The sequence below is a fragment of the Pseudomonas sp. SA195 genome, assembly GCF_054131565.1.
This window is the reverse complement of sequence record NZ_CP096392.1, coordinates 230,162-249,926: the sequence shown is the minus strand read 5'-3', so window position 1 is coordinate 249,926 and position 19,765 is coordinate 230,162. Positions and strand designations below refer to the sequence as shown.

The 19,765-nt window shown below is 63.5% G+C and carries 21 protein-coding genes and 1 other RNA gene; 8 read left to right on the top strand and 14 right to left on the bottom strand.

Translation table 11 applies throughout. The annotated features are described in order from the left end of the window. Positions 1-93 precede the first annotated feature (93 nt). Positions 94-738, top strand: coding sequence for a ribosome biogenesis GTP-binding protein YihA/YsxC (gene yihA, locus M1D78_RS01195; RefSeq protein ID WP_437422380.1), 645 nt, complete (start codon positions 94-96; stop codon positions 736-738). 294 nt (positions 739-1,032) lie between these two features. Here the strand turns inward: yihA and gcvP are convergent, their stop codons facing one another. From gcvP to M1D78_RS01150, 9 genes are all read right to left on the bottom strand, one after another. After that, positions 1,033-3,909 (bottom strand): aminomethyl-transferring glycine dehydrogenase, encoded by a 2,877-nt coding sequence (gene gcvP / locus M1D78_RS01190; RefSeq protein ID WP_437422381.1) that lies wholly within the window; start codon positions 3,907-3,909, stop codon positions 1,033-1,035. A gap of 83 nt (positions 3,910-3,992) precedes the next feature. Beyond that, positions 3,993-4,382, bottom strand: coding sequence for a glycine cleavage system protein GcvH (gcvH, locus tag M1D78_RS01185; protein WP_437422382.1), 390 nt, complete (start codon positions 4,380-4,382; stop codon positions 3,993-3,995). Positions 4,383-4,461: 79 nt separating this feature from the next. Further along, positions 4,462-5,541: a glycine cleavage system aminomethyltransferase GcvT gene (gcvT, locus tag M1D78_RS01180; protein WP_437422383.1), complete on the bottom strand. Its 1,080-nt coding sequence runs from the start codon at positions 5,539-5,541 to the stop codon at positions 4,462-4,464. A gap of 130 nt (positions 5,542-5,671) precedes the next feature. Then, a complete protein-coding gene (locus M1D78_RS01175; protein WP_437422384.1) occupies positions 5,672-7,291 on the bottom strand; it encodes an ABC transporter permease in 1,620 nt (539 codons plus the stop codon). 128 nt (positions 7,292-7,419) lie between these two features. After that, positions 7,420-8,421, bottom strand: a complete 1,002-nt coding sequence (locus M1D78_RS01170; protein ID WP_437422385.1) for an extracellular solute-binding protein — start codon at positions 8,419-8,421, stop codon at positions 7,420-7,422. A gap of 98 nt (positions 8,422-8,519) precedes the next feature. Next, complete coding sequence (locus tag M1D78_RS01165; protein ID WP_437422386.1) at positions 8,520-9,740, bottom strand: 2-octaprenyl-3-methyl-6-methoxy-1,4-benzoquinol hydroxylase; 1,221 nt, start codon at positions 9,738-9,740, stop codon at positions 8,520-8,522. Positions 9,741-9,780: 40 nt separating this feature from the next. After that, entirely contained in the window at positions 9,781-10,959 is a 1,179-nt protein-coding gene (gene ubiH / locus M1D78_RS01160) for a 2-octaprenyl-6-methoxyphenyl hydroxylase (RefSeq protein WP_437422387.1), read from the bottom strand. A 3-nt stretch (positions 10,960-10,962) separates the two neighbouring features. Next, positions 10,963-12,294, bottom strand: a complete 1,332-nt coding sequence (gene pepP, locus M1D78_RS01155; protein WP_437422388.1) for a Xaa-Pro aminopeptidase — start codon at positions 12,292-12,294, stop codon at positions 10,963-10,965. Between the two features lie 13 nt (positions 12,295-12,307). After that, positions 12,308-12,862: a YecA/YgfB family protein gene (locus tag M1D78_RS01150; RefSeq protein WP_437422389.1), complete on the bottom strand. Its 555-nt coding sequence runs from the start codon at positions 12,860-12,862 to the stop codon at positions 12,308-12,310. Between the two features lie 123 nt (positions 12,863-12,985). Here M1D78_RS01150 and M1D78_RS01145 point away from each other — a divergent pair, with 123 nt between their 5' ends. The 4 genes from M1D78_RS01145 to M1D78_RS01130 all read left to right on the top strand — a co-directional run bounded on the left by M1D78_RS01145 (position 12,986) and on the right by M1D78_RS01130 (position 14,330). Beyond that, positions 12,986-13,195: a TIGR02449 family protein gene (locus M1D78_RS01145; RefSeq protein ID WP_437422390.1), complete on the top strand. Its 210-nt coding sequence runs from the start codon at positions 12,986-12,988 to the stop codon at positions 13,193-13,195. Next, positions 13,192-13,506: a cell division protein ZapA gene (locus M1D78_RS01140; protein WP_437422391.1), complete on the top strand. Its 315-nt coding sequence runs from the start codon at positions 13,192-13,194 to the stop codon at positions 13,504-13,506. Before M1D78_RS01145 ends, M1D78_RS01140 begins: the two co-directional genes overlap by 4 nt. Positions 13,507-13,539: 33 nt before the next feature. Then, a non-coding RNA gene (ssrS, locus tag M1D78_RS01135) (6S RNA) lies at positions 13,540-13,718 on the top strand. Positions 13,719-13,724: 6 nt separating this feature from the next. After that, complete coding sequence (locus tag M1D78_RS01130; RefSeq protein WP_437422392.1) at positions 13,725-14,330, top strand: 5-formyltetrahydrofolate cyclo-ligase; 606 nt, start codon at positions 13,725-13,727, stop codon at positions 14,328-14,330. Positions 14,331-14,359: 29 nt separating this feature from the next. On the opposite strand, the gene M1D78_RS01125 is transcribed toward M1D78_RS01130, so the two are convergent. Beyond that, positions 14,360-14,503, bottom strand: coding sequence for a hypothetical protein (locus M1D78_RS01125; RefSeq protein WP_437422393.1), 144 nt, complete (start codon positions 14,501-14,503; stop codon positions 14,360-14,362). Positions 14,504-14,696: 193 nt separating this feature from the next. Here M1D78_RS01125 and M1D78_RS01120 point away from each other — a divergent pair, with 193 nt between their 5' ends. Next, positions 14,697-15,146 carry an EVE domain-containing protein gene (locus M1D78_RS01120; protein ID WP_437422394.1) on the top strand — a complete coding sequence of 150 codons (450 nt, stop codon included), beginning with the start codon at positions 14,697-14,699 and terminating at the stop codon, positions 15,144-15,146. 15 nt (positions 15,147-15,161) lie between these two features. Here the strand turns inward: M1D78_RS01120 and M1D78_RS01115 are convergent, their stop codons facing one another. Beyond that, a complete protein-coding gene (locus M1D78_RS01115) occupies positions 15,162-15,569 on the bottom strand; it encodes a flagellar basal body-associated protein FliL (RefSeq protein WP_437422395.1) in 408 nt (135 codons plus the stop codon). A gap of 158 nt (positions 15,570-15,727) precedes the next feature. On the opposite strand from M1D78_RS01115, the gene M1D78_RS01110 reads away from it, so the two are divergent. After that, positions 15,728-16,705, top strand: a complete 978-nt coding sequence (locus M1D78_RS01110) for an NADPH:quinone oxidoreductase family protein (RefSeq protein WP_437422396.1) — start codon at positions 15,728-15,730, stop codon at positions 16,703-16,705. Positions 16,706-16,794: 89 nt separating this feature from the next. On the opposite strand, the gene secB is transcribed toward M1D78_RS01110, so the two are convergent. From secB to M1D78_RS01095, 3 genes are all read right to left on the bottom strand, one after another. Next, on the bottom strand, positions 16,795-17,286 hold the full coding sequence (gene secB / locus M1D78_RS01105; RefSeq protein WP_437422397.1) for a protein-export chaperone SecB: 492 nt from the start codon (positions 17,284-17,286) through the stop codon (positions 16,795-16,797). A gap of 77 nt (positions 17,287-17,363) precedes the next feature. Then, positions 17,364-17,618: a glutaredoxin 3 gene (gene grxC, locus M1D78_RS01100; RefSeq protein ID WP_437422518.1), complete on the bottom strand. Its 255-nt coding sequence runs from the start codon at positions 17,616-17,618 to the stop codon at positions 17,364-17,366. Positions 17,619-17,620: 2 nt separating this feature from the next. After that, a complete protein-coding gene (locus tag M1D78_RS01095; RefSeq protein ID WP_437422398.1) occupies positions 17,621-18,034 on the bottom strand; it encodes a rhodanese-like domain-containing protein in 414 nt (137 codons plus the stop codon). A 140-nt stretch (positions 18,035-18,174) separates the two neighbouring features. Between M1D78_RS01095 and gpmI the strand changes: the two genes are divergently transcribed. After that, positions 18,175-19,710 (top strand): 2,3-bisphosphoglycerate-independent phosphoglycerate mutase, encoded by a 1,536-nt coding sequence (gpmI, locus tag M1D78_RS01090; RefSeq protein ID WP_437422399.1) that lies wholly within the window; start codon positions 18,175-18,177, stop codon positions 19,708-19,710. Positions 19,711-19,765 lie beyond the last annotated feature (55 nt).

The window sequence follows — 19,765 nt, the reverse complement described above, 5'->3', positions numbered from 1 at the left end:
AAAGCGCACACAAAATCTGCGGCATTATATACTGGCGGCCTTGAAACGGAAATGAACCATTGCCGCACCCCTGCGCACCTCACCGGAATATCCATGCTCCCGAAGAACCCGATTCTCCGCCTCTGCCAGCAAGCGACCTTCATGACCAGCGCCGCCAAGGTCGACCAATGCCCGGCTGACGAGGGGTTGGAGGTCGCATTCGCCGGCCGCTCCAACGCAGGCAAGTCCAGCGCGCTGAACACACTGACACACGCCAACCTTGCGCGTACCTCGAAGACGCCCGGGCGCACCCAGTTGCTAAACTTCTTCCGCCTGGACGACGAACATCGCCTGGTCGACCTGCCCGGCTACGGCTACGCCAAGGTGCCGATTCCCCTCAAGCAGCACTGGCAGCGCCACCTGGAAGCGTACCTGAGCAGCCGGGAAAGCCTGGCCGGTGTGTTCCTGATGATGGACATCCGCCATCCGCTGACCGAATTCGACCGCATGATGCTGGACTGGTCGAGTGCCAGTGACCTACCGCTGCATATCCTGCTGACCAAGTCGGATAAGCTCGCGTTTGGCGCCGCGAAAAACGCCCTGCTGGCGATCCAGCGTGACATTCGTAAGGGGTGGGGTGAAGGGGTCAGCGTCCAGCTGTTCTCCGCCCCGAAGCGCCAGGGCGTCGAAGAGGCGCAGCTCGCGCTAGCCGAAATGCTAGGGATGGAATCGGTAGCCGACGACGCGGCCGACAGCTGACGCTCGACCAGCGAAACCGGGCCAGCCTATGGTCAGGTGTAACGGCAATTCACGCGGACGGGTAGCACTCTAACCGAAGCATCTTGACCGGCAGCCGTGCGAGGCGGATTGCTGAGAACGCTGGATCGCCCGTCTGCAAGCCGGTCTCTGGGGCCCCTGGCATATCTGTCGGGAACGAAATATCGGGCTTATCATGCCCAGACCACCCAGCGTGATGATGCCTCTATCCTTTTACCGAGCTTGGGAACACACCGAGGGCTCGCCGCCCCCGGTTTCCAGCGCGTTCTCAGCAGATCAATCCCTGTATGCGTCGACCGGCACGCAGGCACAGAACAGGTTGCGGTCACCGAAGACGTTATCCACCCGGTTCACCGCCGGCCAATATTTGTGCGCGCGCGTGTGGGCAGTCGGGGTGACACCTTCGGCGATGCTGTAGGGGCGGTCCCAAAGGTGAGTCACGTCTGCCAGGGTATGCGGTGCGCGCACCAATGGGTTGTCCTCGGCCGGCCAGCCACCGCTCTCGACCTTGGCAATCTCGGCCCGAATGCTCAGCATCGCCTCGACGAAACGGTCAAGTTCGGCCTTCGATTCGCTTTCGGTCGGCTCGATCATCAAGGTGCCAGGGACTGGGAACGACATGGTTGGCGCATGGAAGCCATAGTCGATCAAACGCTTGGCGACGTCCTCCTCGGTTATCCCCGTCTGCGCCTTCAAGGGTCGCAAGTCGATGATGCACTCGTGCGCGACGCGGCCATTGCGGCCGCTGTAGAGCACCGGATAGGCATCACCCAAACGCTTGGCCAGGTAGTTGGCACCCAGGATGGCGACTTCGGTAGCGTCCCGCAGCTGCGGGCCCATCATGGCGATGTACATCCAGCTGATCGGCAGAATACTCGCACTACCCCAGGGCGCCGCGCTGACCGCACCGTTCTCGGGGTTAGGGCCTTGCAGTTCGATAACCGGATGATTGGCCACGAAGGGCTGCAGGTGGGCCTTGATGCCAATGGGTCCCATGCCCGGGCCGCCACCGCCGTGCGGAATGCAGAACGTCTTGTGCAAGTTCATGTGCGACACGTCGGCGCCGATGTCGGCCGGTCGCGCCAGCCCAACCTGCGCGTTGAGGTTGGCTCCGTCCATATAGACCTGCCCACCGTGCGCGTGGATGGTCTCGCAGATCTCGCGCACGCCTTCCTCGTAAACGCCGTGCGTAGACGGATAGGTGATCATCAGGCAGGACAGCCGATCCCCCGCTTCGGCGGCCTTGCGCTTGAGGTCCGCCAGGTCGACGTTACCAGCCTTGTCGCATTCAACGATGACGACACGCATGCTGACCATCTGGGCCGAGGCTGGATTGGTGCCATGCGCTGAGGACGGGATCAGGCAGATGTCGCGCTGCCCTTCGCCACGGCTCTCATGGTACTTGCGGATCGCGACCAGGCCGGCATATTCGCCCTGGGCGCCGGAGTTGGGCTGCATGGAGATCGCATCGAAACCTGTGATCGCGCACAGCCAGGCTTCCAACTCGTCGATCATGGCCTTGTATCCCTGTGCCTGTTCGAGCGGGGCGAAGGGATGCAGATTGGCGAATTCCGGCCACGTGATCGGGATCATCTCGCTGGTTGCGTTGAGCTTCATCGTGCAGGAGCCCAGCGGGATCATCGCCTGGTTCAGGGCCAGATCCTTGTTTTCGAGCTGCTTGAGGTACCGCAGCATCTCGGTTTCGCTGTGATGGCTGTTGAACACCGGGTGCGAGAGGAAACCGGTGCTGCGTACCAGGGCCTGCGGGATGCCATCGCCAACCTCGCCGGCGTCGAGTGCTGCAACGTCGAGCCCGTGGTCGGCACCGAGGAAGATTGCGAGCAGTTGCTCGACGGTCTTCTCACAGCAGGTTTCGTCCAGGCTCACGCCCAGCTTGCCGCGCCCCAGAATGCGCAGATTGATGCGCGCTGCCCGGGCACTTTCGAGGATCGCCGTCTGGGCACCGCCGACGTCGAGGGTCAGCGTGTCGAAGAAATGGGCGTTGATGCGCTTGATGCCGCCGCGCTCCAGCGCCGCGGCAAGGATCGCCGTCAAGCGGTGGGTGCGCTGGGCAATCCGCTTGAGCCCGTCCGGCCCGTGGTAAACAGCGTAGCAGCTGGCAATGTTCGCCAGCAGCACCTGCGCGGTGCAGATGTTGGAGTTGGCCTTCTCGCGACGGATGTGCTGCTCGCGGGTTTGCAGCGCCATGCGCAGCGCAGTATTGCCACGCGCATCCTTGGACACACCGATGATTCGCCCCGGCATGGCGCGCTTGAACTCGTCACGCGTGGCGAAATACGCAGCGTGAGGCCCGCCGTAGCCCATCGGCACGCCGAATCGCTGCGTCGTACCGAGCACCACGTCCGCGCCGAGCTCGCCAGGCGGCGTCAGCAGCACGAGGCTGAGCAGGTCGGCCGCGACACAGGCCAGGGCCTGACGCGCATGGAGCTGCTCGATGGCCGGGCGCAGGTCGCGAATTTCGCCATGGGTATCGGGATATTGCAGAAGCGCCCCGAACACGTCCTCGCCGGCAATGCTCTCGACGGCACCGACCACCAGTTCGAAGCCGAAGGCCTCCGCGCGGGTCTTCATGACCGAGAGCGTTTGCGGGTGGCAGTTTTCATCGGCGAAGAAGCGGTTGCTCTTGCTCTTGGCTACCCGCCGCGCCAGCGTCATGGCTTCGGCCGCGGCGGTCGCCTCGTCGAGCAGCGATGCGTTGGCCAAATCCAGCCCGGTCAGGTCGATGGTCATTTGCTGAAAATTCAGCAGCGCCTCGAGACGGCCCTGGGCAATTTCAGGTTGATAGGGCGTGTAGGCGGTGTACCAGCCCGGGTTCTCCAGCACATTACGCAGGATAACCGTCGGAGTGATGGTGCCGTGGTAGCCCATTCCGATCAGGCTGGTCCAGAGCTGGTTCTGCTCGGCATGGCTGCGCAACCTGGCCAGCGCACCTTGTTCGTCCAGCGCCGGCGGCAGTGCCAACTCGCCGTTCAGCCGGATCGCCGGCGGTACGGTCTGCTCGATGAGCTGCTCGCGGCTCGACAATCCCAGCGCGTCGAGCATGGCCTGTTGCTCAGCCGCATCGGGCCCTAGGTGGCGACGGAGGAAGGCGTCGGGTTGCTGAAGCTGGGAAAGGCGCGGCACTTGGGACATGACTGCTCTCTCGGAAAAAGGAAAGCCCCGGCGCCGAGCCGGTGAGCGAACTCGACCAGCGGCGCGGGGCTCGGATCAGAAAATCAGGCGTCGGCGTTGCAAGCGGCCTTGTAGCCCTCAACGTCGAGCAGCTTGTCCAGCTCGGCCGTGTCGTTGGGCTGCACACGGAAGAACCAGCTGCCGTAAGGTTCGCCATTGACCTTCTCGGGTGCATCGGTCAGCTGTTCGTTGATTGCTACGACCTCGCCGGAGATCGGCGCATAGATGTCGGACGCTGCCTTCACCGACTCGACCACGCCCGCCTGCTGGCCGGCGCCGAGCTGCTGCCCGACCTCAGGGAGTTCGACATAGACCACGTCGCCCAACGCTTCCTGAGCATGGTCGGAGATGCCGACGCTGACGGTGCCGTCCGCTTCGAGGCGGGCCCATTCGTGGCTGGCGGCGTAACGCAGATCGCTTGGGATGTCGCTCATGTTCATGTCCTCGAAACCGTTGGAATTGAAGTCGCAGCAGGCCTCTCGCAGCCCACCGCAAGGAAGCGCTCCGCGGAATTTACACCAGGACTTTGCCGTGGCGCACGAAAGTCGGCTGAACCACCCGAACTGGGTACCATTTGCCGCGTATTTCCACTTCGGCACGATCACCGGTCGCGGCAGGCACGCGGGCGAGCGCGATGGACTTGCCCAGCGTCGGCGAAAAGCTCCCACTGGTGATCTCACCTTCACCGCTGCCATTGACCCGCACCACTTGGTGGGCGCGTAGGACGCCACGCTCCTCCAGCACCAGCCCAACCAACTTGGGCACCTCGCGCGTGCGTTCGGCCTCGAGTGCGGCGCGGCCGATGAACGAGCGATCGGCCGGCTCCCAGGCCACCGTCCAGCCCATGTTGGCCTGCAGCGGCGATACGGCTTCGGTCATGTCCTGACCGTAAAGGTTGAGGCCCGCTTCCAGGCGCAGCGTATCGCGCGCGCCCAGCCCGATCGGCGAAATGCCGGCACCGACCAGTTCGCTGAGGAAATCCGGCGCTTCGGCGGTAGGCAGAATGATCTCTAGGCCGTCCTCGCCCGTGTAGCCGGTGCGGCCGATGAACCAGTCACCGACAGCGCGACCCTGGAAGGGTTTGAGTTCCTGGATAAGCGCCGCGCGTTGCTGATTGAGCAGGTCGGCCGTACGGGCGCGGGCATTCGGCCCCTGAATCGCGAGCATCGCCAGATCGGGCCGCTCGCGGACGTCGACCGCAAAACCCTCGGCCTGGCGGGTCATCCACGCCAGGTCCTTGTCACGGGTGCTGGCGTTGACCACCAGGCGGTAGCCCCAGTCCGTGAGATAGACGATCAGGTCGTCGATCACCCCGCCCTGCTCGTTGAGCATGGCGGTATAGAGCGCCTTGCCGACCTCGGCGAGCCGGCCGACATCATTGGCCAGCAGGCGCTGCAGGTAAGCCTTGGCTTGTTCGCCGGACACATCGACGACGGTCATGTGCGAGACGTCGAACACCCCGCAATCGCGCCGCACCTGATGATGCTCCTCGACCTGGGAGCCATAGTGCAGCGGCATGTCCCAACCGCCGAAGTCGACCATCTTGGCACCGAGCGCGAGGTGCTGATCGTAGAGGGGAGTACGCTGACCCATGGGTTTCTCCTTCCGGGCAGGTCGCCGAAGCGGCGTAGGTAATGCTTGTTAGAGCCGGAGAATGCTACCCGGCGTTTTTTGAATGGCGCGCATTGTAGCCCCAAGGTTGTGACAGGTCACGGTGAGGCGATTAGCCACCGGCCCGGCGCGCGGAACGTCGAATGAGCAACACTACCGGCAGCAACCCGACCAGGACCAGCGTCAGCGCAGGCAGCGCCGCCCGGGCCCACTCGCCCTCGCTGGTCATTTCGAAAATCCGCACGGCGAGCGTGTCCCAGCCGAAGGGCCGCATCAGCAGGGTGGCCGGCATTTCCTTGAGTACGTCGACAAATACCAGCAACGCGGCACTCAGCGTGCCTGGCAGCAGTAGCGGCAAATAGACCCTGAAGAACAGCGCCGGCCCGCCAACGCCCAGGCTGCGCGAGGCCTGCGGCAGGGACGGCCGGATCCGTGCCAGCGCAGTCTCCAGCGGCCCAAAGGCGACCGCCATGAAACGAATCAGGTACGCAAGCAGCAGCGCGCCAAGGCTACCCAGCAGGATCGGCTTGCCCGCACCGCCAAGCCAAGCGGACAACGGCACGACCCATTCGCGATCGAGGTAGCTGAATGCCAGCATGATCGATACCGCCAGGACCGAGCCGGGCAGCGCGTATCCAAGGTTTGCCAAACCCACCGCGGCGCGCACCGAACGCACTGGCGCCTGCCGCCGGGCGAAGGCCAGCAGCAAGGCCACCACCACGGTGATCAATGCCGCGAGGCCGCCCAGGTACAGCGTGTGGAGGATCAGCCCGACGTAGCGTTCGTCAAGGTCATAGCGACCGCGCTGCCACAGCCAGACCAAGAGCTGTAGCACCGGTACGACGAAGGCGCAGCCGAACACCAGGCCGCACCAGACGCTGGCCCCGAGCGCCTTAAAGCCTCGCAGCTGATAGAGCGGCGCCGAACGCGCACGCTCGTTGGCCGGACGGGCCGCACCACGGGCCCGACGCTCGCCGTAGAGCACCAGTATCACGGCGAGCAGCAGAAGGCTGGCCAGCTGGGTCGCGCTGGTCAGGCTGAAGAAGCCGTACCAGGTCTTGTAGATGGCCGTCGTGAAGGTATCGAAGTTGAACACCGAGACGGCACCGAAATCCGCCAGGGTTTCCATCATCGCCAGCGCCAGCCCGGCGCCAATCGCCGGCCGCGCCATCGGCAGCGCCACGCTCCAGAACGCCCGCCACGGCGAGTGACCGAGCACCCGCGCCGCCTCCATCAAACCCCGCCCCTGCGCCAGGAACGCCGCCCGCGCGAGCAGGTAGACGTAAGGATAGAAGACCAGCACCAGAACCACGATGACCCCGCCTGTCGACCGGACGCGGGGGAACCGGATACCGCTGCCGAACCACTCACGCGCCAGCGTCTGAACCGGGCCGGCGAAATCCAGCAACCCGATGAAGACGAACGCCAGCACGTAGGCGGGAATCGCGAAGGGCAGCATGAGGGCCCAGTCCAGCCAGCGCCGGCCTGGAAAGTCGCAGAGAGCGGTCAGCCAGGCGAGACTGACGCCAAGAAGCACCACACCTGCACTGACACCGACGATCAATGACGCCGTATTGCCCAGCAGCCTGGGCAGCTGGGTATCCCACAGGTGAGACCAGATGCTGGTATCGATATCGCTCCAGCTGAGCAGCAGCACACTCAGCGGTAGCAGGACCAGCGCGGCAACCGAAAGGGTGATGGGGTACCAGCGACGCTCGACGGGGTGGGACACGCAGGCCTCGGAAAAGCAGAAATGACAACGCCCCCGGAGCAATCGGGGGCGTCGAGTATAACCGCAGCCGCAGCGGCCTGGTCGCGTGCCGGCGGTGCGGCTGCGATCAGGCGTTCAGGTCGCTGCCTTTAGTTCCAGCCGGCGCGATCCATCAGCTTGATCGCTTCGGCCTGGCGCTTGCCCGCGACCTCGACCGGAATGGTGTCGGCCTTGAAGTCACCCCATGCGGCCACTTCGGCAGATGGCTTCACGTCGGGATTGGCCGGGAACTCCATGTTGATGTCGGCGAAGATGCTCTGCGCTTCGGGGGTCGTCATCCACTCGACCAGTTTGCGCGCGGCGTCTGGATGCGGTGCGTGCTTGGTCAGGCCAATGCCGGACAGGTTGACGTGAACGCCCCGGTCGGACTGATTCGGCCAGAACAGCTTGGCCTTCAGGTCCGGGTTTTGCGCGTGCAGACGACCAAAATAGTAGGTGTTGACGATACCGACGTCGCACTGGCCGGCATCGACCGCCTGGATCAGCGCGGTGTCGTCAGCGAAGACGTCGGTCACCAGATTGTTGACCCAACCCTTGAGGATTTCCTCGGTCTTCTCGGCGCCATGCGTTTCGATGAGCGTGGCGGTCAGCGACTGGTTGTAGACCTTCTTGCTCGTGCGCAGGCAGAGGCGGCCATCGAAGTTTTCGTCGGCCAGGGCTTCGTAGGTGCTCAGCTCGCTCTCTTCGACGCGCTCGGGCGAATACACGATGGTCCGCGCGCGCAGCGACAGCCCAGTCCAGGCATCAGTGGAGGAGCGGTATTGCGCGGGGATGTTCTTCTTCACCACATCCGAGTCCAGCGGCTGAAGAATACCCATCTGTTCGGCCTGCCAGAGGTTGCCGCCATCGACGGTCAGCAACAGGTCAGCCGGCGTGTTCGCACCTTCCGCCTTGATGCGCGCCATCAGCGGCGCTTCCTTGTCGGTGATGAACTTGATGTCGACGCCCGTCTTGGCTGTGTAGGCGTCAAATACGGGCTTGATCAGCTCGTCGATCCGCGAGGAGTAAACCACCACTTCGTCGGCAGCCTGAGCGGCGCCGGACAGCGCAGTGAGCGCCAGAGCGGCGAGTAAACCTTTGCTTACCTGCATGGATCAGCCTCTTCTTGAGTGAACGAAAGAGGCCAAATAGTAGTGAATCCCATTTGCCAACTCAATGCGACACGTCGTGCAAGGCGTTACAGCACGCGTCAGACCCGCGCCAGTATCGGCAAATCACCGGACAGTCCAAGCGCTTGCCGAACGAAGCGCGCCTTGGCTTCGGGCATCGCCTGGACACCCTTCAGCCCGGCGTTACGCAACCACCGCAGCGGCAAGCTATCGGCCTGGAACAGCCGCTCGAACCCCTCCATCGCCGCCATCATCGCCAGGTTCTGCGGCATGCGCCGCCGCTCGAACCGCGAGAGGACGCGCAGGTCGCTCGGCTCGGCCCCTCGCGCCACCGCAGCCGTCAGCACCTCGGCCAGCACGGCTGCGTCGAGCAATCCCAGGTTTACGCCCTGCCCCGCAAGCGGATGGATGGTATGGGCCGCGTCGCCGATCAGGGCCAGCCCCGGCTGGACGTATCGCTTGGCGTGGCGCTGGCGCAGCGGGATACACAGCCGCGGATCGGCCTGCTGAATGTCGCCCAGGCGATGCTCGAAGGCCCGCCCCAAGGCCTTCCGGAAGCCCTCGTCGTCGAGCGCCATCAAACGCTGCGCCTCGAGCTCGGTGGTCGACCAGACGATCGAGCACCAGCGCTCGTCATCGCCCCGCTGCAACGGCAGGAACGCCAGCGGCCCTTCGTCAGTAAAGCGCTGCCAGGCGGTGCGCTGGTTGGAATCGGCGCAGCGCACGCTGGTCACGATCGCATGATGCAGGTAATCCCACTCGCGGGTTTCGCAGCCGGCCAGGCGCCGGACCGCCGACTGGGCGCCATCAGCAGCCACCAGCAGTCGGGCACAATGGTGAGAACCGTCGGCCAGCGTGACCTGCCAACCCTCGGCATCATGTTGCAGATGTTCCAGCCGCGCCTCACCGATCAGCTCGACTGACGCGCCATCGTTGAGTGCATCGAGCAGGGCGTCCTGTACGACCCGATTCTCCACGATGTGGCCAAGCACCTCGGCATGTACGGAGGCGGCAGAAAAATGGATCTGGCCGGTGCCGGAGCCATCCCACACGCGCATTTCGAGGTAGGGGCTGGCACGCCGTTCGACGATCCCGGTCCAGGCTCCCACCCGTTCGAGGATCCTCTGGCTCGCCGCCGAAAGCGCGCTGACACGCGGTTCGAAGGCGCCATCAGCGTCGAAGGGCTGCGACGTTAGCACGCCGGCATCGATCAGTTTGATGGAAAGCCCTGCGTCACGCAGCGCCAGCGCAAGGGTGCTGCCGACCATGCCCGCACCGACGATGATGAGGTCCGTATGCATCCGTTCTCTCCTGCGTGGCCGGCTCGCGCCGGTATGAGATTCAACCTTCGCGAACGCCAAGCCCCATCGCCTGGCGTGCGAACCACCCCTTGCCCGTCGGTGAAAGGTCCAGCGCGACCAGCCCCAGGTTGCGCGCGAGCGTACTGGCCCGACCGGGCTCGCCGAACAGACGCGTCAGACGATCCGAAAACCCGACGGTAAGCGCCTGGTCCGCCCGTTGACGCCGGTGGTAGGCCTGCAGCACGGCCAGGTCGCCAAGCGCGGATGAGCTGGAGAGCAACGCCCCGGCCAGCGCCTCTGTGTCGCGCAGCGACAAGTTGTAGCCCTGACCGGCAATCGGATGCAGGCTGTGCGCGGCATTGCCGAGCACTACCAGGTTGCGCCGGACCTGCTCCTCCGCTTCGATGAGGGTCAGCGGGTAAAGATGCCGCGTGCCGACGTGACGAAACCCGCCAAGCCGGAAGCCGAACGCATCTTGCAGTTCGGCGAGGAAGGTCCTGTCGTCTAGCCCTACAAGGCGCTCGGCGTCGGCCTTCGGGCGCGTCCAGACCAGCGCGCAGCGGTTGCCCTGGACGGGCAACAGGGCCATCGGCCCATGTTCGGTGAATCGTTCGAATGCGCGACCGCCATGCGCTTGCCCCGGCGTGACGTTCGCGATCAACCCGCACTGCCCGTACGGCGTACGGCGCACCTCGATGCCGAGTTGCTCGCGTAGGCCTGAGCGACCGCCGTCGGCAAGGACCGCCAGGTCGCAATCGAGCGTGCGGCCATCGCTGAGCGCAAGGCGATAGCCATCGGCCACGGGTTGCATGTGCTCGACCTCGGCGGGGCAATGCCGCTCCACAACCTGGTCATCCAGCGCTTGCCACAGGCAGTGCCCGATCCAGGCGTTTTCTACAACGTAGCCAAGCGCCGGTACGCGCTCTTGCGCCGCTTCGAGCCGGGTCGCGCCAGGATGCCCACGATCGGACACATGGATATGACTGATGGGCTCGGCACGCTCGGCAATCCGCGCCCAGACGCCAAGCCGCTGGTATATCAGCCGCGTGCCGTAGGACAAGGCCGTGGACCGCGCATCGTAGCTCGGCTGGTACTCATGGCCTGGCTCGAACGGCTCGATCAGCAGGATTTTCCATCCACGATTCCGCGCCCCGGCCTGCAGCGCCAGCGCAAGGCTGGCACCAACCAGCCCGCCGCCGACAATCGCCAGCGTGCCCATGCCTTAGGCGACCTCGCGAGCGGCGGCCATCAGCGCCTCGACTTCGTCGGCCGCCTTGGGCACGCCGCCAGTGAGAATCTCGCATCCGGTACGGGTTACCACGACATCGTCCTCGATGCGCACGCCGATGCCACGCCACTTCTTCGCAACATCCGTATTGTCGGCCGCGATGTAGATTCCGGGCTCCACCGTCATCGCCATGCCGGGCTCGAGGACACGCCAGGCACCGCCGACCTTGTAGTCGCCGACATCGTGCACGTCCATCCCCAACCAGTGGCCAGCCCGGTGCATGTAGAACGGTTTGTAGGCCTCGGCCGCGATGAGCTCGTCGACTTCACCCTGAAGCAGGCCCAACTCCACCAGACCTGCAGTGATCACCCGCACGGTGGCTTCGTGGGCTTCGTTCCAGTGCTTGCCCGGCGCGATGTGCTTGAACGCTTCCAGGTTAGCGGCCAGGACCAGGTCGTAAATGGCGCGCTGCTCTGGTGTGAAACGGCCGTTGACCGGGAAGGTGCGGGTGATATCGCTGGCGTAGCAATCGATTTCGCAACCCGCATCGATCAGTACCAGCTCGCCGTCCTTCAACGGCGCATCGTTTTCTCGATAGTGCAGGATGCAGGCGTTCTTGCCCGCCGCGACGATCGAACCGTAGGCCGGCATCTTCGCCCCGCCCTTGCGGAACTCGTAGTCAAGCTCAGCTTCGAGGTGATACTCGTGCAGCCCGGCTCGGCTGGCCTGCATCGCCTTGATGTGCGCGCGCGCGGAAATCTCCGCGGCGGCACGCATGACCTTCACTTCGTTGGCCGATTTGTACAGCCGCAGGTCGTGCAGCAGATGGTCGAGGGCGACGAATTCGTTGGGCGGCTGCGCACCTTGGCGCGCCTTGGAGCGGATGGTGTTGATCCACTCCATCAGTTGGTGATCGAACTCAGGATTGCTGCCGATGGCGTAGTACACCCGCGAGCGGCCCTCGATCAGCCCTGGGAGGATGTCGTCAATGTCACCGATGGGGAAGGCATCGTCGGCGCCGTAATCACGAACCGCCCCATCCTGCCCTGCACGAAGCCCGTCCCAGAGTTCGCGCGCCGGGTCTCGCTCGCGGCAGAACAGCACGTACTCACCGTGCTCACGTCCGGGGATCAGGGCAATCACCGCTTCGGGCTCGGGAAAGCCGGAGAGGTACTGGAAATCACTGTCCTGCCGGTAGGTGTGCTCGACGTCGCGATTGCGGATATGCATGGGCGCCGCGGGCAGGATGGCAATGCTGTTGGGCTCCATCTGCTCCATCAGCGCCTTGCGCCGGCGGGCGTATTCGGATCGGGGTATGCGAGTCATGTATGGGCAACTCTCAATGCAGGGAAGGCTTGGGGACCGGCGCGACAGGTCTGGCACACTCACTGAACAAGAGCATGGGCGCGACGCGCAGGTACTCCATTACCTCCATATAGTCGCTTTCGCCATCCTCCGACTCTTCCAGCGACTCCTGGACCTGGGCAATCGCCGCCAGGTCCTGCAGGACTTCCATTGCCTCACCGCTCAGGGCGCGGTCGCCGGCGACCAGGCCGAAGCCGGTCAGGAAACTCTGACACCACTGCCCCAGCGCGGTTGCGCGCTCGGTGAGCGAGGCCTCATCGGAGGGCAGCAGCAGGACGATAGCAATGTCCTCGCCGGCGAGTTCGCCCTTGACCATTTCCTGCAGGCCGATCAACGCCTGACGGACCGGCTCGTCCGGCTCGCCACCGAGCAGTTCGGTGGCGTCAGCGATCCAGGCATCGATATCGAAGCCGGCCCCTGCGCAGCTGCGCCCCAGCAAGAGGCCATGGAGTTCGGCCGGGGTGACGGGTTGAGCGCTGCTGGCCAGCAATGTGGCGAAGGCAGCATAAGGAGAATTCTGAGTGGGCATTGGCTGCTAGGCGCGCGGGGGCGCTAATGACTAGAATGAAGGCCTCGTATCCTAGCATCGGCGCCCGAGCCAAGACCATCTGAGACGGCCGGTCGTTGCCGCTGGCACTTCATCAGGAATCCCATGGAAGACGCCGATCTGCAATTGCTCACGAGCAAGCTGGAACAGCTGTTACAGCGGGTCGAGCAGCTCAAGGCCCAGAATCGCCTGCTGCTCCACAGCGAGCAGGCCTGGCGCGAAGAGCGCGCTCATCTGATCGAGAAGAACGAAATCGCTCGTGTAAAGGTCGAAGCGATGATTTCGCGCCTGAAAGCCCTGGAGCAGGACTCATGACCCAGCCGAACACCGTCACCGTGCAAATCTTGGACAAGGAATATTGCATTGCCTGTCCGCCAGAGGAGCGCAGCAATTTGGAAAGCGCGGCCAGCTACCTGGACCGCAAGATGCGCGAGATCCGCAGCAGCGGCAAGGTCATCGGGGCGGACCGCGTTGCCGTGATGGCCGCGCTGAACATTACGCACGAGTTGCTGCACAAGCACGATCGCCTAGACGCCCAGGCCAACAGCGCCCGCGAGCATGTTCGCACCCTGCTCGAGCGAGTCGACAGCGCGCTTGCCGCCGATCCAAACCCCTCGCGCAACTGATCAACGGCAACCGGTTTGCGTTATACTCGCGCCCACTCCCTGGCATGTTCGCCAGTCGGCGATGACCCTCTCCCGATAAGCAACACCATGGAGGCTACACGTAGTGCCGGTGTGCATGTCCGCCTGACGGAAAGCCTTAAGGTACTCTGTAGTCGCCACCTTGAACTCTCGGGTTCAAGGGCCTACGCGGGCAGCGGCATGCTGGGGAGCTTACTTTCATGATCGCTGCCGAAGGCCTTTCTCGCCCCGCGCTGCGGCGGTCACTGCGCCAAGCGCGCCGCCAACTGTCCAAGCATCAGCAGCGCCTGGCCTCAGGCCGACTCTTCCGTCAACTTGCCCAGCACCCACTGTTTCGCCGCGCCCGGCATGTTGCCTTGTACCTACCCAACGATGGCGAGATCGATCCGCGCCCACTCATGCTTGAAGCCCAGCGCCGCGGCAAGGCGACCTATCTACCGGTGCTCAACGCCTGGCCGCGAACACGAATGGCGTTCCAGCGGATCATGCCCGGCGAACCTCTGCGAACCAATCGCTTCGGCATCGCCGAGCCGCGCTTTCGACCGGCTCGACAACGCCCCATATGGGCGCTGGACCTGGTACTGATGCCACTGGTGGGCTTTGATGAGTTCGGCGGTCGACTGGGCATGGGCGGCGGGTTCTACGACCGCAGCCTGGCCTACCGGAAAGCGCGCAAAAAATGTCACAAACCGACCCTGCTCGGCCTGGCACATGACTGTCAGAAGGTCGACCAGCTACCCCTGCAAAGCTGGGACGTCAGCTTAAGGGCGACAGTGACGGATAGAGGATGGTACGGAGAGGACTGAGCGATGCCGCGTCCATGCGGCGAGCGGGATCAGCGCTGTTGCTGCGCGTGGCTGATCGGGACGGTGGACGTAGCGTCATTCTGTTCCCAAAGCCCCTGCGTATAGCCCGTCGTGACGACACCGAGACCGAAGATAAGCACCAACACCCACAAAATATCCGGCTTGCGTTTCATATAAGTTCGCCTCCCCCTGCCAGGCGAAAAACATCGAGCCACTCTTTCGTTTTAGTTCTGGGACTCGATACTGCCAACCTCAAGCGCGGCATTCTCCGCTAAGGTCCGATGCAGCGCAAACGAGCGCGGTGACCGGTTGTCGGGGAATGTTCGACTTGAGAATCCTGATAACCCTAGACAATGAGCAAACTCCATGCCGTATTGGCTGATGAAGTCTGAACCCGACGAATTCTCCATCCTCGACCTTCAGCAAAAGCAGCGGGCACGCTGGGATGGGGTGCGCAATTACCAAGCACGCAATTTTCTACGGGCCATGGCGCCAGGCGATGAGTTTTTCTTCTACCACTCTAGCTGCGCTACGCCCGGCGTGGCAGGCGTAGGCCTTATCATCGGCGAGGCCTATCCCGACCCGACGGCGCTGGATCCGGACAGCCCCTATTTCGATGCCAAATCCAGTGACAGTGCCAATCGATGGAGCGCCATCGACGTCGGCTTTGGTGAACGTCTCAATGAAGTACTGGCACTATCGCGCCTGAAGCAGCAACCGGCGCTGGCGGAACTGCCATTGGTACAAAAGGCCAGCCGACTCTCGGTGATGCCGGTGACCGAGGCGCAGTGGCGCGCGATCCAATCGCTGCGCTGACAGCGCAGCCGTGACCTACTGGACGATCAAATTATTGAACAGCAGATCCTCGACCAACGGCTGCCCCTCCTCCTGATTCAGCACGGCCTGCACCTGCTTGAGCGCCTCCTGACGCAACGCTTCCTTGGCTTCGACACTGCCCAGACTGGCGTCCGTCTGCTGTGAGAACAACATGACCAGTTGGTTGCGTATCAGCGGCTCGTGATGCTTGACCTTGGCCTCGGCTTCGGTACCGGTGATGCGCAACGCCACATCGGCCTTGTAATACTTGAGCTTTGCACCGGAGCCATAGTTACCCACCAGCGCCGGAACCAGCGTGTAGTAAATCGTCTTTGGCGCCGCGGCCTCCTCCCCTTCGGGTGAATTGGCCATCACAGGCGCGGCAACTAACAGGGCAAGGCAGAACAGCAGAATGCGTTTCACGGTGACGACTCCAAAAGGGGAGGCGGCCAGCATAACCACTGCGCCGCGCCGACCCAAGCCCGGCGTATGGGCACCCATCAGGGCCGACCATGCTCATTGCGCCTACGATCGAGGCTTCTAGACTCCAGGCGACTGACCCGGACTAAGAAGGAAACCCGATGAAAGCGGTCCTGTGCAAAGCGTTCGGCCCCGCCGAACACCTCGTCGTCGAAGACGCACCCACCCCGACCGTCAAGAAAGGCGATGTGCTGCTCGACGTCCATGCGGCTGGGGTGAATTTCCCCGACACCCTCATCATTCAGGGCAAATACCAATTCAAGCCGCCGTTTCCCTTTTCCCCGGGCGGAGAAGCGGCCGGTGTGGTCGCCGCGGTGGGCGAAAAAATAACCCATCTCAAAGTCGGTGATCGCGTCATGGCCCTGACCGGCTGGGGCAGCTTTGCAGAGCAGGTCGCGGTGCCTGGCAGCAATGCCCTTCCGATACCCGCCGAGATGGATTTCACCACCGCCGCCGCCTTCAGCATGACCTATGGCACGTCCATGCATGCCCTGCGGCAACGCGCCAACCTGCAACCAGGCGAGACGCTGCTCGTACTCGGCGCATCGGGGGGCGTAGGGCTCGCAGCCGTGGAGATCGGCAAGGCGATGGGCGCCAGGGTCATCGCGGCCGCATCGACGGCCGAAAAGCTGACGGTGGCGAAGGCGGCGGGCGCGGACGAGCTGATCAACTACAGCGAGACGAGCCTGAAGGAGCAGATCAAAACGCTCACAGGTGGACAGGGTGTGGACGTCATCTACGACCCGGTCGGTGGGCAACTGTTCGAGGAGGCGTTCCGCAGCATCGCCTGGAACGGGCGGATGCTCGTTGTGGGATTCGCTGCAGGCGATATCCCCGCGCTACCGGCCAACTTGCCGCTGCTCAAGGGCGCCTCGCTGGTAGGCGTGTTCTGGGGCTCGTTCGCACAGCGACAGCCGCACGACAATGCCGCCAACTTTCGACAACTGTTCGCCTGGTATGCCGAGGGCAAGCTCAAGCCACTGGTTTCGCAGACGTTTACGTTGGAACAAACGCCCCAGGCAATCGACACGCTTGGGCAGCGCAAAGCGGTGGGCAAATTGGTTGTCACGGTCCGCTAGCGTGAACACATGACGAGCGAAACAGCCGGGCGTCACGCCTCGGCTGTTTCATGCACCGAACGAACTGCGGCGCGTGGCGGCGTGCTCGATTAGTGAGCGGTCGCGGGAGCGTCGCCGGCCTGCTGCATGCGGGCCATTTCCTGCGCATAGAGCGCATCGAAATTGACTGGCGCCAGCATTAGCGCCGGGAACGAGCCACGGGTCACCAGGCTGTCGAGCGTCTCGCGAGCATAAGGGAACAGGATATTCGGGCAGAAGGCGCCGAGCGTGTGGCTCATCGCCTGCGCCTCGAGCCCCTTGATCAGGAAGATGCCGGCCTGCTGCACCTCGGCGATGAACGCGACCTCTTCTCCGGTCTTGACGGTAACTGAGAGCGTCAGCACGACTTCATGGAAGTCGCCTTCGAGCGGCTTCTGCTTGGTGTTCAGATCCAGCGAAACACTCGGGCTCCATTCCTGACGGAAGATTTCGGGGCTCTTTGGCGCTTCGAACGACAGGTCGCGCACATAGATGCGCTGCAGGGAAAATTGCGCGCCCTGCTCCTGCTGGCCAGCCGCTCCGTTGTTTGCTTGTTCAGTCATGTGAAGCCTTCTCGTTGTGCGTGGGATGTTCGGGTCATCAAGCGGCAACCTAAGGCGCCGCGGCCGGCCGGTGCGGCTCAGCCCTGCAACATCGCATCCAGGCGTCCAGCACGGTCGAGCGCATGGAGGTCGTCGCAACCACCGACATGCGCGTCGCCAATCCAGATTTGCGGAACCGATGTACGGCCGGCCTTGCTGGCCATCTCGGCACGCAGCGCAGGCTTGCCGTCCACGGCTATTTCCTCGTAGGCGACACCCTTGCGATCAAGCAGCGCCTTGGCGCGAATGCAAAAGGGGCACCAGGCGGTGGTATAGATGACGATGTTAGGCATGTTCATTTGACCACTGGCAGATTCTCGCCGCGCCAGCTGGAAATCCCTCCGGCCAGCTTCGCGGCTGTGAAGCCTGCCTTTTGAAGCTCACGGCAGGCCGTTCCGGCGTGCTGGCCCATGGCATCGACCACGACGATCGTCCTGGCCTTGTGCTTTTCCAGCTCACTCAGTCGGCTGACCAGCTTGTCGTAGGGAATGTTCAATGAGTCGACGATGTGGCCGGCATCGAACTCCTTCTTGGCACGCACGTCCAACACGACGCCTTCGTCACGGTTGACCAGGCCGGTCAGTTCGCGATTGCTCAGGCTCTTGCCGCCCTTTCGGGCCTCGGTGATCGCCAGCAGGATGAGCAGCACCAGAAAGATGCTGACCAATACATAGTGGTTAGAGACGAATTCAATCAGCTTAGCGACCATCTAATGGGTACCCGGGGGATAAAATGCGGGCCAGTATACACAGCCCCCCTACCAGGCTGAACCCTGCGAATCGTGACGCCAAACCGGCCAGCCAGTAGACTGGCCGCCATTTTCGCGCCCTCGTGCAAGGAGCCAGATACATGCCTGCCGCGCCCAAACCTCTCGTACTGATGATCCTCGACGGCTTCGGCCACAGCGATAATCCGGAATTCAACGCGATCCATGCCGCCCGCACGCCGGTCTATGACCGCTTGCTCGCGACTCAACCGCACGGGCTGATCTCAGGCAGCGGCATGGACGTCGGCCTGCCGGACGGCCAGATGGGCAATTCCGAGGTGGGCCATATGAACCTGGGCGCCGGCCGGGTGGTGTATCAGGACTTCACCCGCGTGACCAAGTCGATCCGCGACGGTGATTTCTTCGCCAACCCCACCATCTGCGAAGCGGTCGACAAGGCCGTCAATGCGGACAAGGCCGTACACATCCTCGGCCTGCTGTCCGATGGTGGCGTGCACAGCCACCAGGATCACCTGGTTGCCATGGCGGAACTGGCAGCCAAGCGCGGCGCCGAAAAAATCTACCTGCACGCATTCCTCGATGGCCGCGACACACCACCGAAGAGCGCGCAATCCTCGATCGAACTGATGCAGGCGACCTTCACTCGTTTGGGCAAGGGGCGGGTCGCCAGCCTGATCGGTCGTTATTTCGCCATGGACCGCGACAACCGCTGGGACCGCGTCGAGCAGGCCTATCATCTGATCGTTGACGGCAAGGCCGACCACCATGCCGACTATGCGGTCGACGGCCTGATCGCTGCCTACGAGCGCGGCGAGAGCGACGAATTCGTCAAGGCCACCACCATCGGCGAGCCGGTCCGAGTGGAGGATGGCGATGCCGTCGTCTTCATGAATTTCCGCGCCGATCGTGCGCGCGAGCTGACGCGCTGCTTTGTAGAAGCCGATTTCGAGGGCTTTCAGCGTGCTCGCGTCCCACAGCTGGCCGGCTTCGTGATGCTCACCCAGTATGCGGCGAGCATTCCGGCACCGTCGGCCTTCGCACCCGAGGCCCTGACCAACGTGCTCGGCGAATATCTGGCCAACAATGGCAAGACTCAACTGCGAATTGCCGAGACCGAAAAATATGCGCACGTGACCTTCTTCTTTTCGGGCGGCCGCGAAGAGCCGTTCGAAGGTGAAGAACGCATCCTGATCCCATCGCCGCAAGTCGCGACCTACGACTTGCAGCCGGAGATGAGCGCGCCGGAAGTCACCAACCGCATCGTCGACGCCATCGAACATCAGCGTTACGACGTCATCATCGTCAACTACGCCAACGGCGACATGGTCGGCCACACCGGTGTGTTCGACGCAGCGGTCAAGGCCGTCGAGTGCCTGGACAGTTGCATGGGTCGCATCGTCGAAGCGCTGGAGAAGGTCGGTGGCGAGGCTCTGATTACCGCCGATCACGGCAACGTCGAGCAAATGGAAGACGCGATGACCGGCCAGGCACACACGGCGCACACCTGCGAGCCGGTGCCCTTCATCTATGTCGGCAAGCGTTCGGCGCGCATTCGCGAGGGCGGCGTGCTTGCGGACGTCGCCCCGACGTTGCTGACGTTGCTGGGCATGCCAGTGCCAGCCGAGATGACCGGTCGTTCGATAGTCGAACTGAGCTGACAGCCCAATCGGGAAGCCAGGCCCAGCTTTGGCAGGGCCTCAAGCTTCCCGATCA

Excerpts from the sequence above, each read along its gene's own strand:
- yihA (WP_437422380.1), top strand. The coding sequence starts at position 94 with ATGCTCCCGAAGAACCCGATTCTCCGCCTCTGCCAGCAAGCGACCTTC.
- gcvP (WP_437422381.1), bottom strand. The coding sequence starts at position 3,909 with ATGTCCCAAGTGCCGCGCCTTTCCCAGCTTCAGCAACCCGACGCCTTC.
- gcvH (WP_437422382.1), bottom strand. The coding sequence starts at position 4,382 with ATGAGCGACATCCCAAGCGATCTGCGTTACGCCGCCAGCCACGAATGG.
- gcvT (WP_437422383.1), bottom strand. The coding sequence starts at position 5,541 with ATGGGTCAGCGTACTCCCCTCTACGATCAGCACCTCGCGCTCGGTGCC.
- M1D78_RS01170 (WP_437422385.1), bottom strand. The coding sequence starts at position 8,421 with ATGCAGGTAAGCAAAGGTTTACTCGCCGCTCTGGCGCTCACTGCGCTG.
- M1D78_RS01165 (WP_437422386.1), bottom strand. The coding sequence starts at position 9,740 with ATGCATACGGACCTCATCATCGTCGGTGCGGGCATGGTCGGCAGCACC.
- ubiH (WP_437422387.1), bottom strand. The coding sequence starts at position 10,959 with ATGGGCACGCTGGCGATTGTCGGCGGCGGGCTGGTTGGTGCCAGCCTT.
- pepP (WP_437422388.1), bottom strand. The coding sequence starts at position 12,294 with ATGACTCGCATACCCCGATCCGAATACGCCCGCCGGCGCAAGGCGCTG.
- M1D78_RS01150 (WP_437422389.1), bottom strand. The coding sequence starts at position 12,862 with ATGCCCACTCAGAATTCTCCTTATGCTGCCTTCGCCACATTGCTGGCC.
- M1D78_RS01145 (WP_437422390.1), top strand. The coding sequence starts at position 12,986 with ATGGAAGACGCCGATCTGCAATTGCTCACGAGCAAGCTGGAACAGCTG.
- M1D78_RS01140 (WP_437422391.1), top strand. The coding sequence starts at position 13,192 with ATGACCCAGCCGAACACCGTCACCGTGCAAATCTTGGACAAGGAATAT.
- M1D78_RS01130 (WP_437422392.1), top strand. The coding sequence starts at position 13,725 with ATGATCGCTGCCGAAGGCCTTTCTCGCCCCGCGCTGCGGCGGTCACTG.
- M1D78_RS01125 (WP_437422393.1), bottom strand. The coding sequence starts at position 14,503 with ATGAAACGCAAGCCGGATATTTTGTGGGTGTTGGTGCTTATCTTCGGT.
- M1D78_RS01120 (WP_437422394.1), top strand. The coding sequence starts at position 14,697 with ATGCCGTATTGGCTGATGAAGTCTGAACCCGACGAATTCTCCATCCTC.
- M1D78_RS01110 (WP_437422396.1), top strand. The coding sequence starts at position 15,728 with ATGAAAGCGGTCCTGTGCAAAGCGTTCGGCCCCGCCGAACACCTCGTC.
- secB (WP_437422397.1), bottom strand. The coding sequence starts at position 17,286 with ATGACTGAACAAGCAAACAACGGAGCGGCTGGCCAGCAGGAGCAGGGC.
- grxC (WP_437422518.1), bottom strand. The coding sequence starts at position 17,618 with ATGCCTAACATCGTCATCTATACCACCGCCTGGTGCCCCTTTTGCATT.
- M1D78_RS01095 (WP_437422398.1), bottom strand. The coding sequence starts at position 18,034 with ATGGTCGCTAAGCTGATTGAATTCGTCTCTAACCACTATGTATTGGTC.
- gpmI (WP_437422399.1), top strand. The coding sequence starts at position 18,175 with ATGCCTGCCGCGCCCAAACCTCTCGTACTGATGATCCTCGACGGCTTC.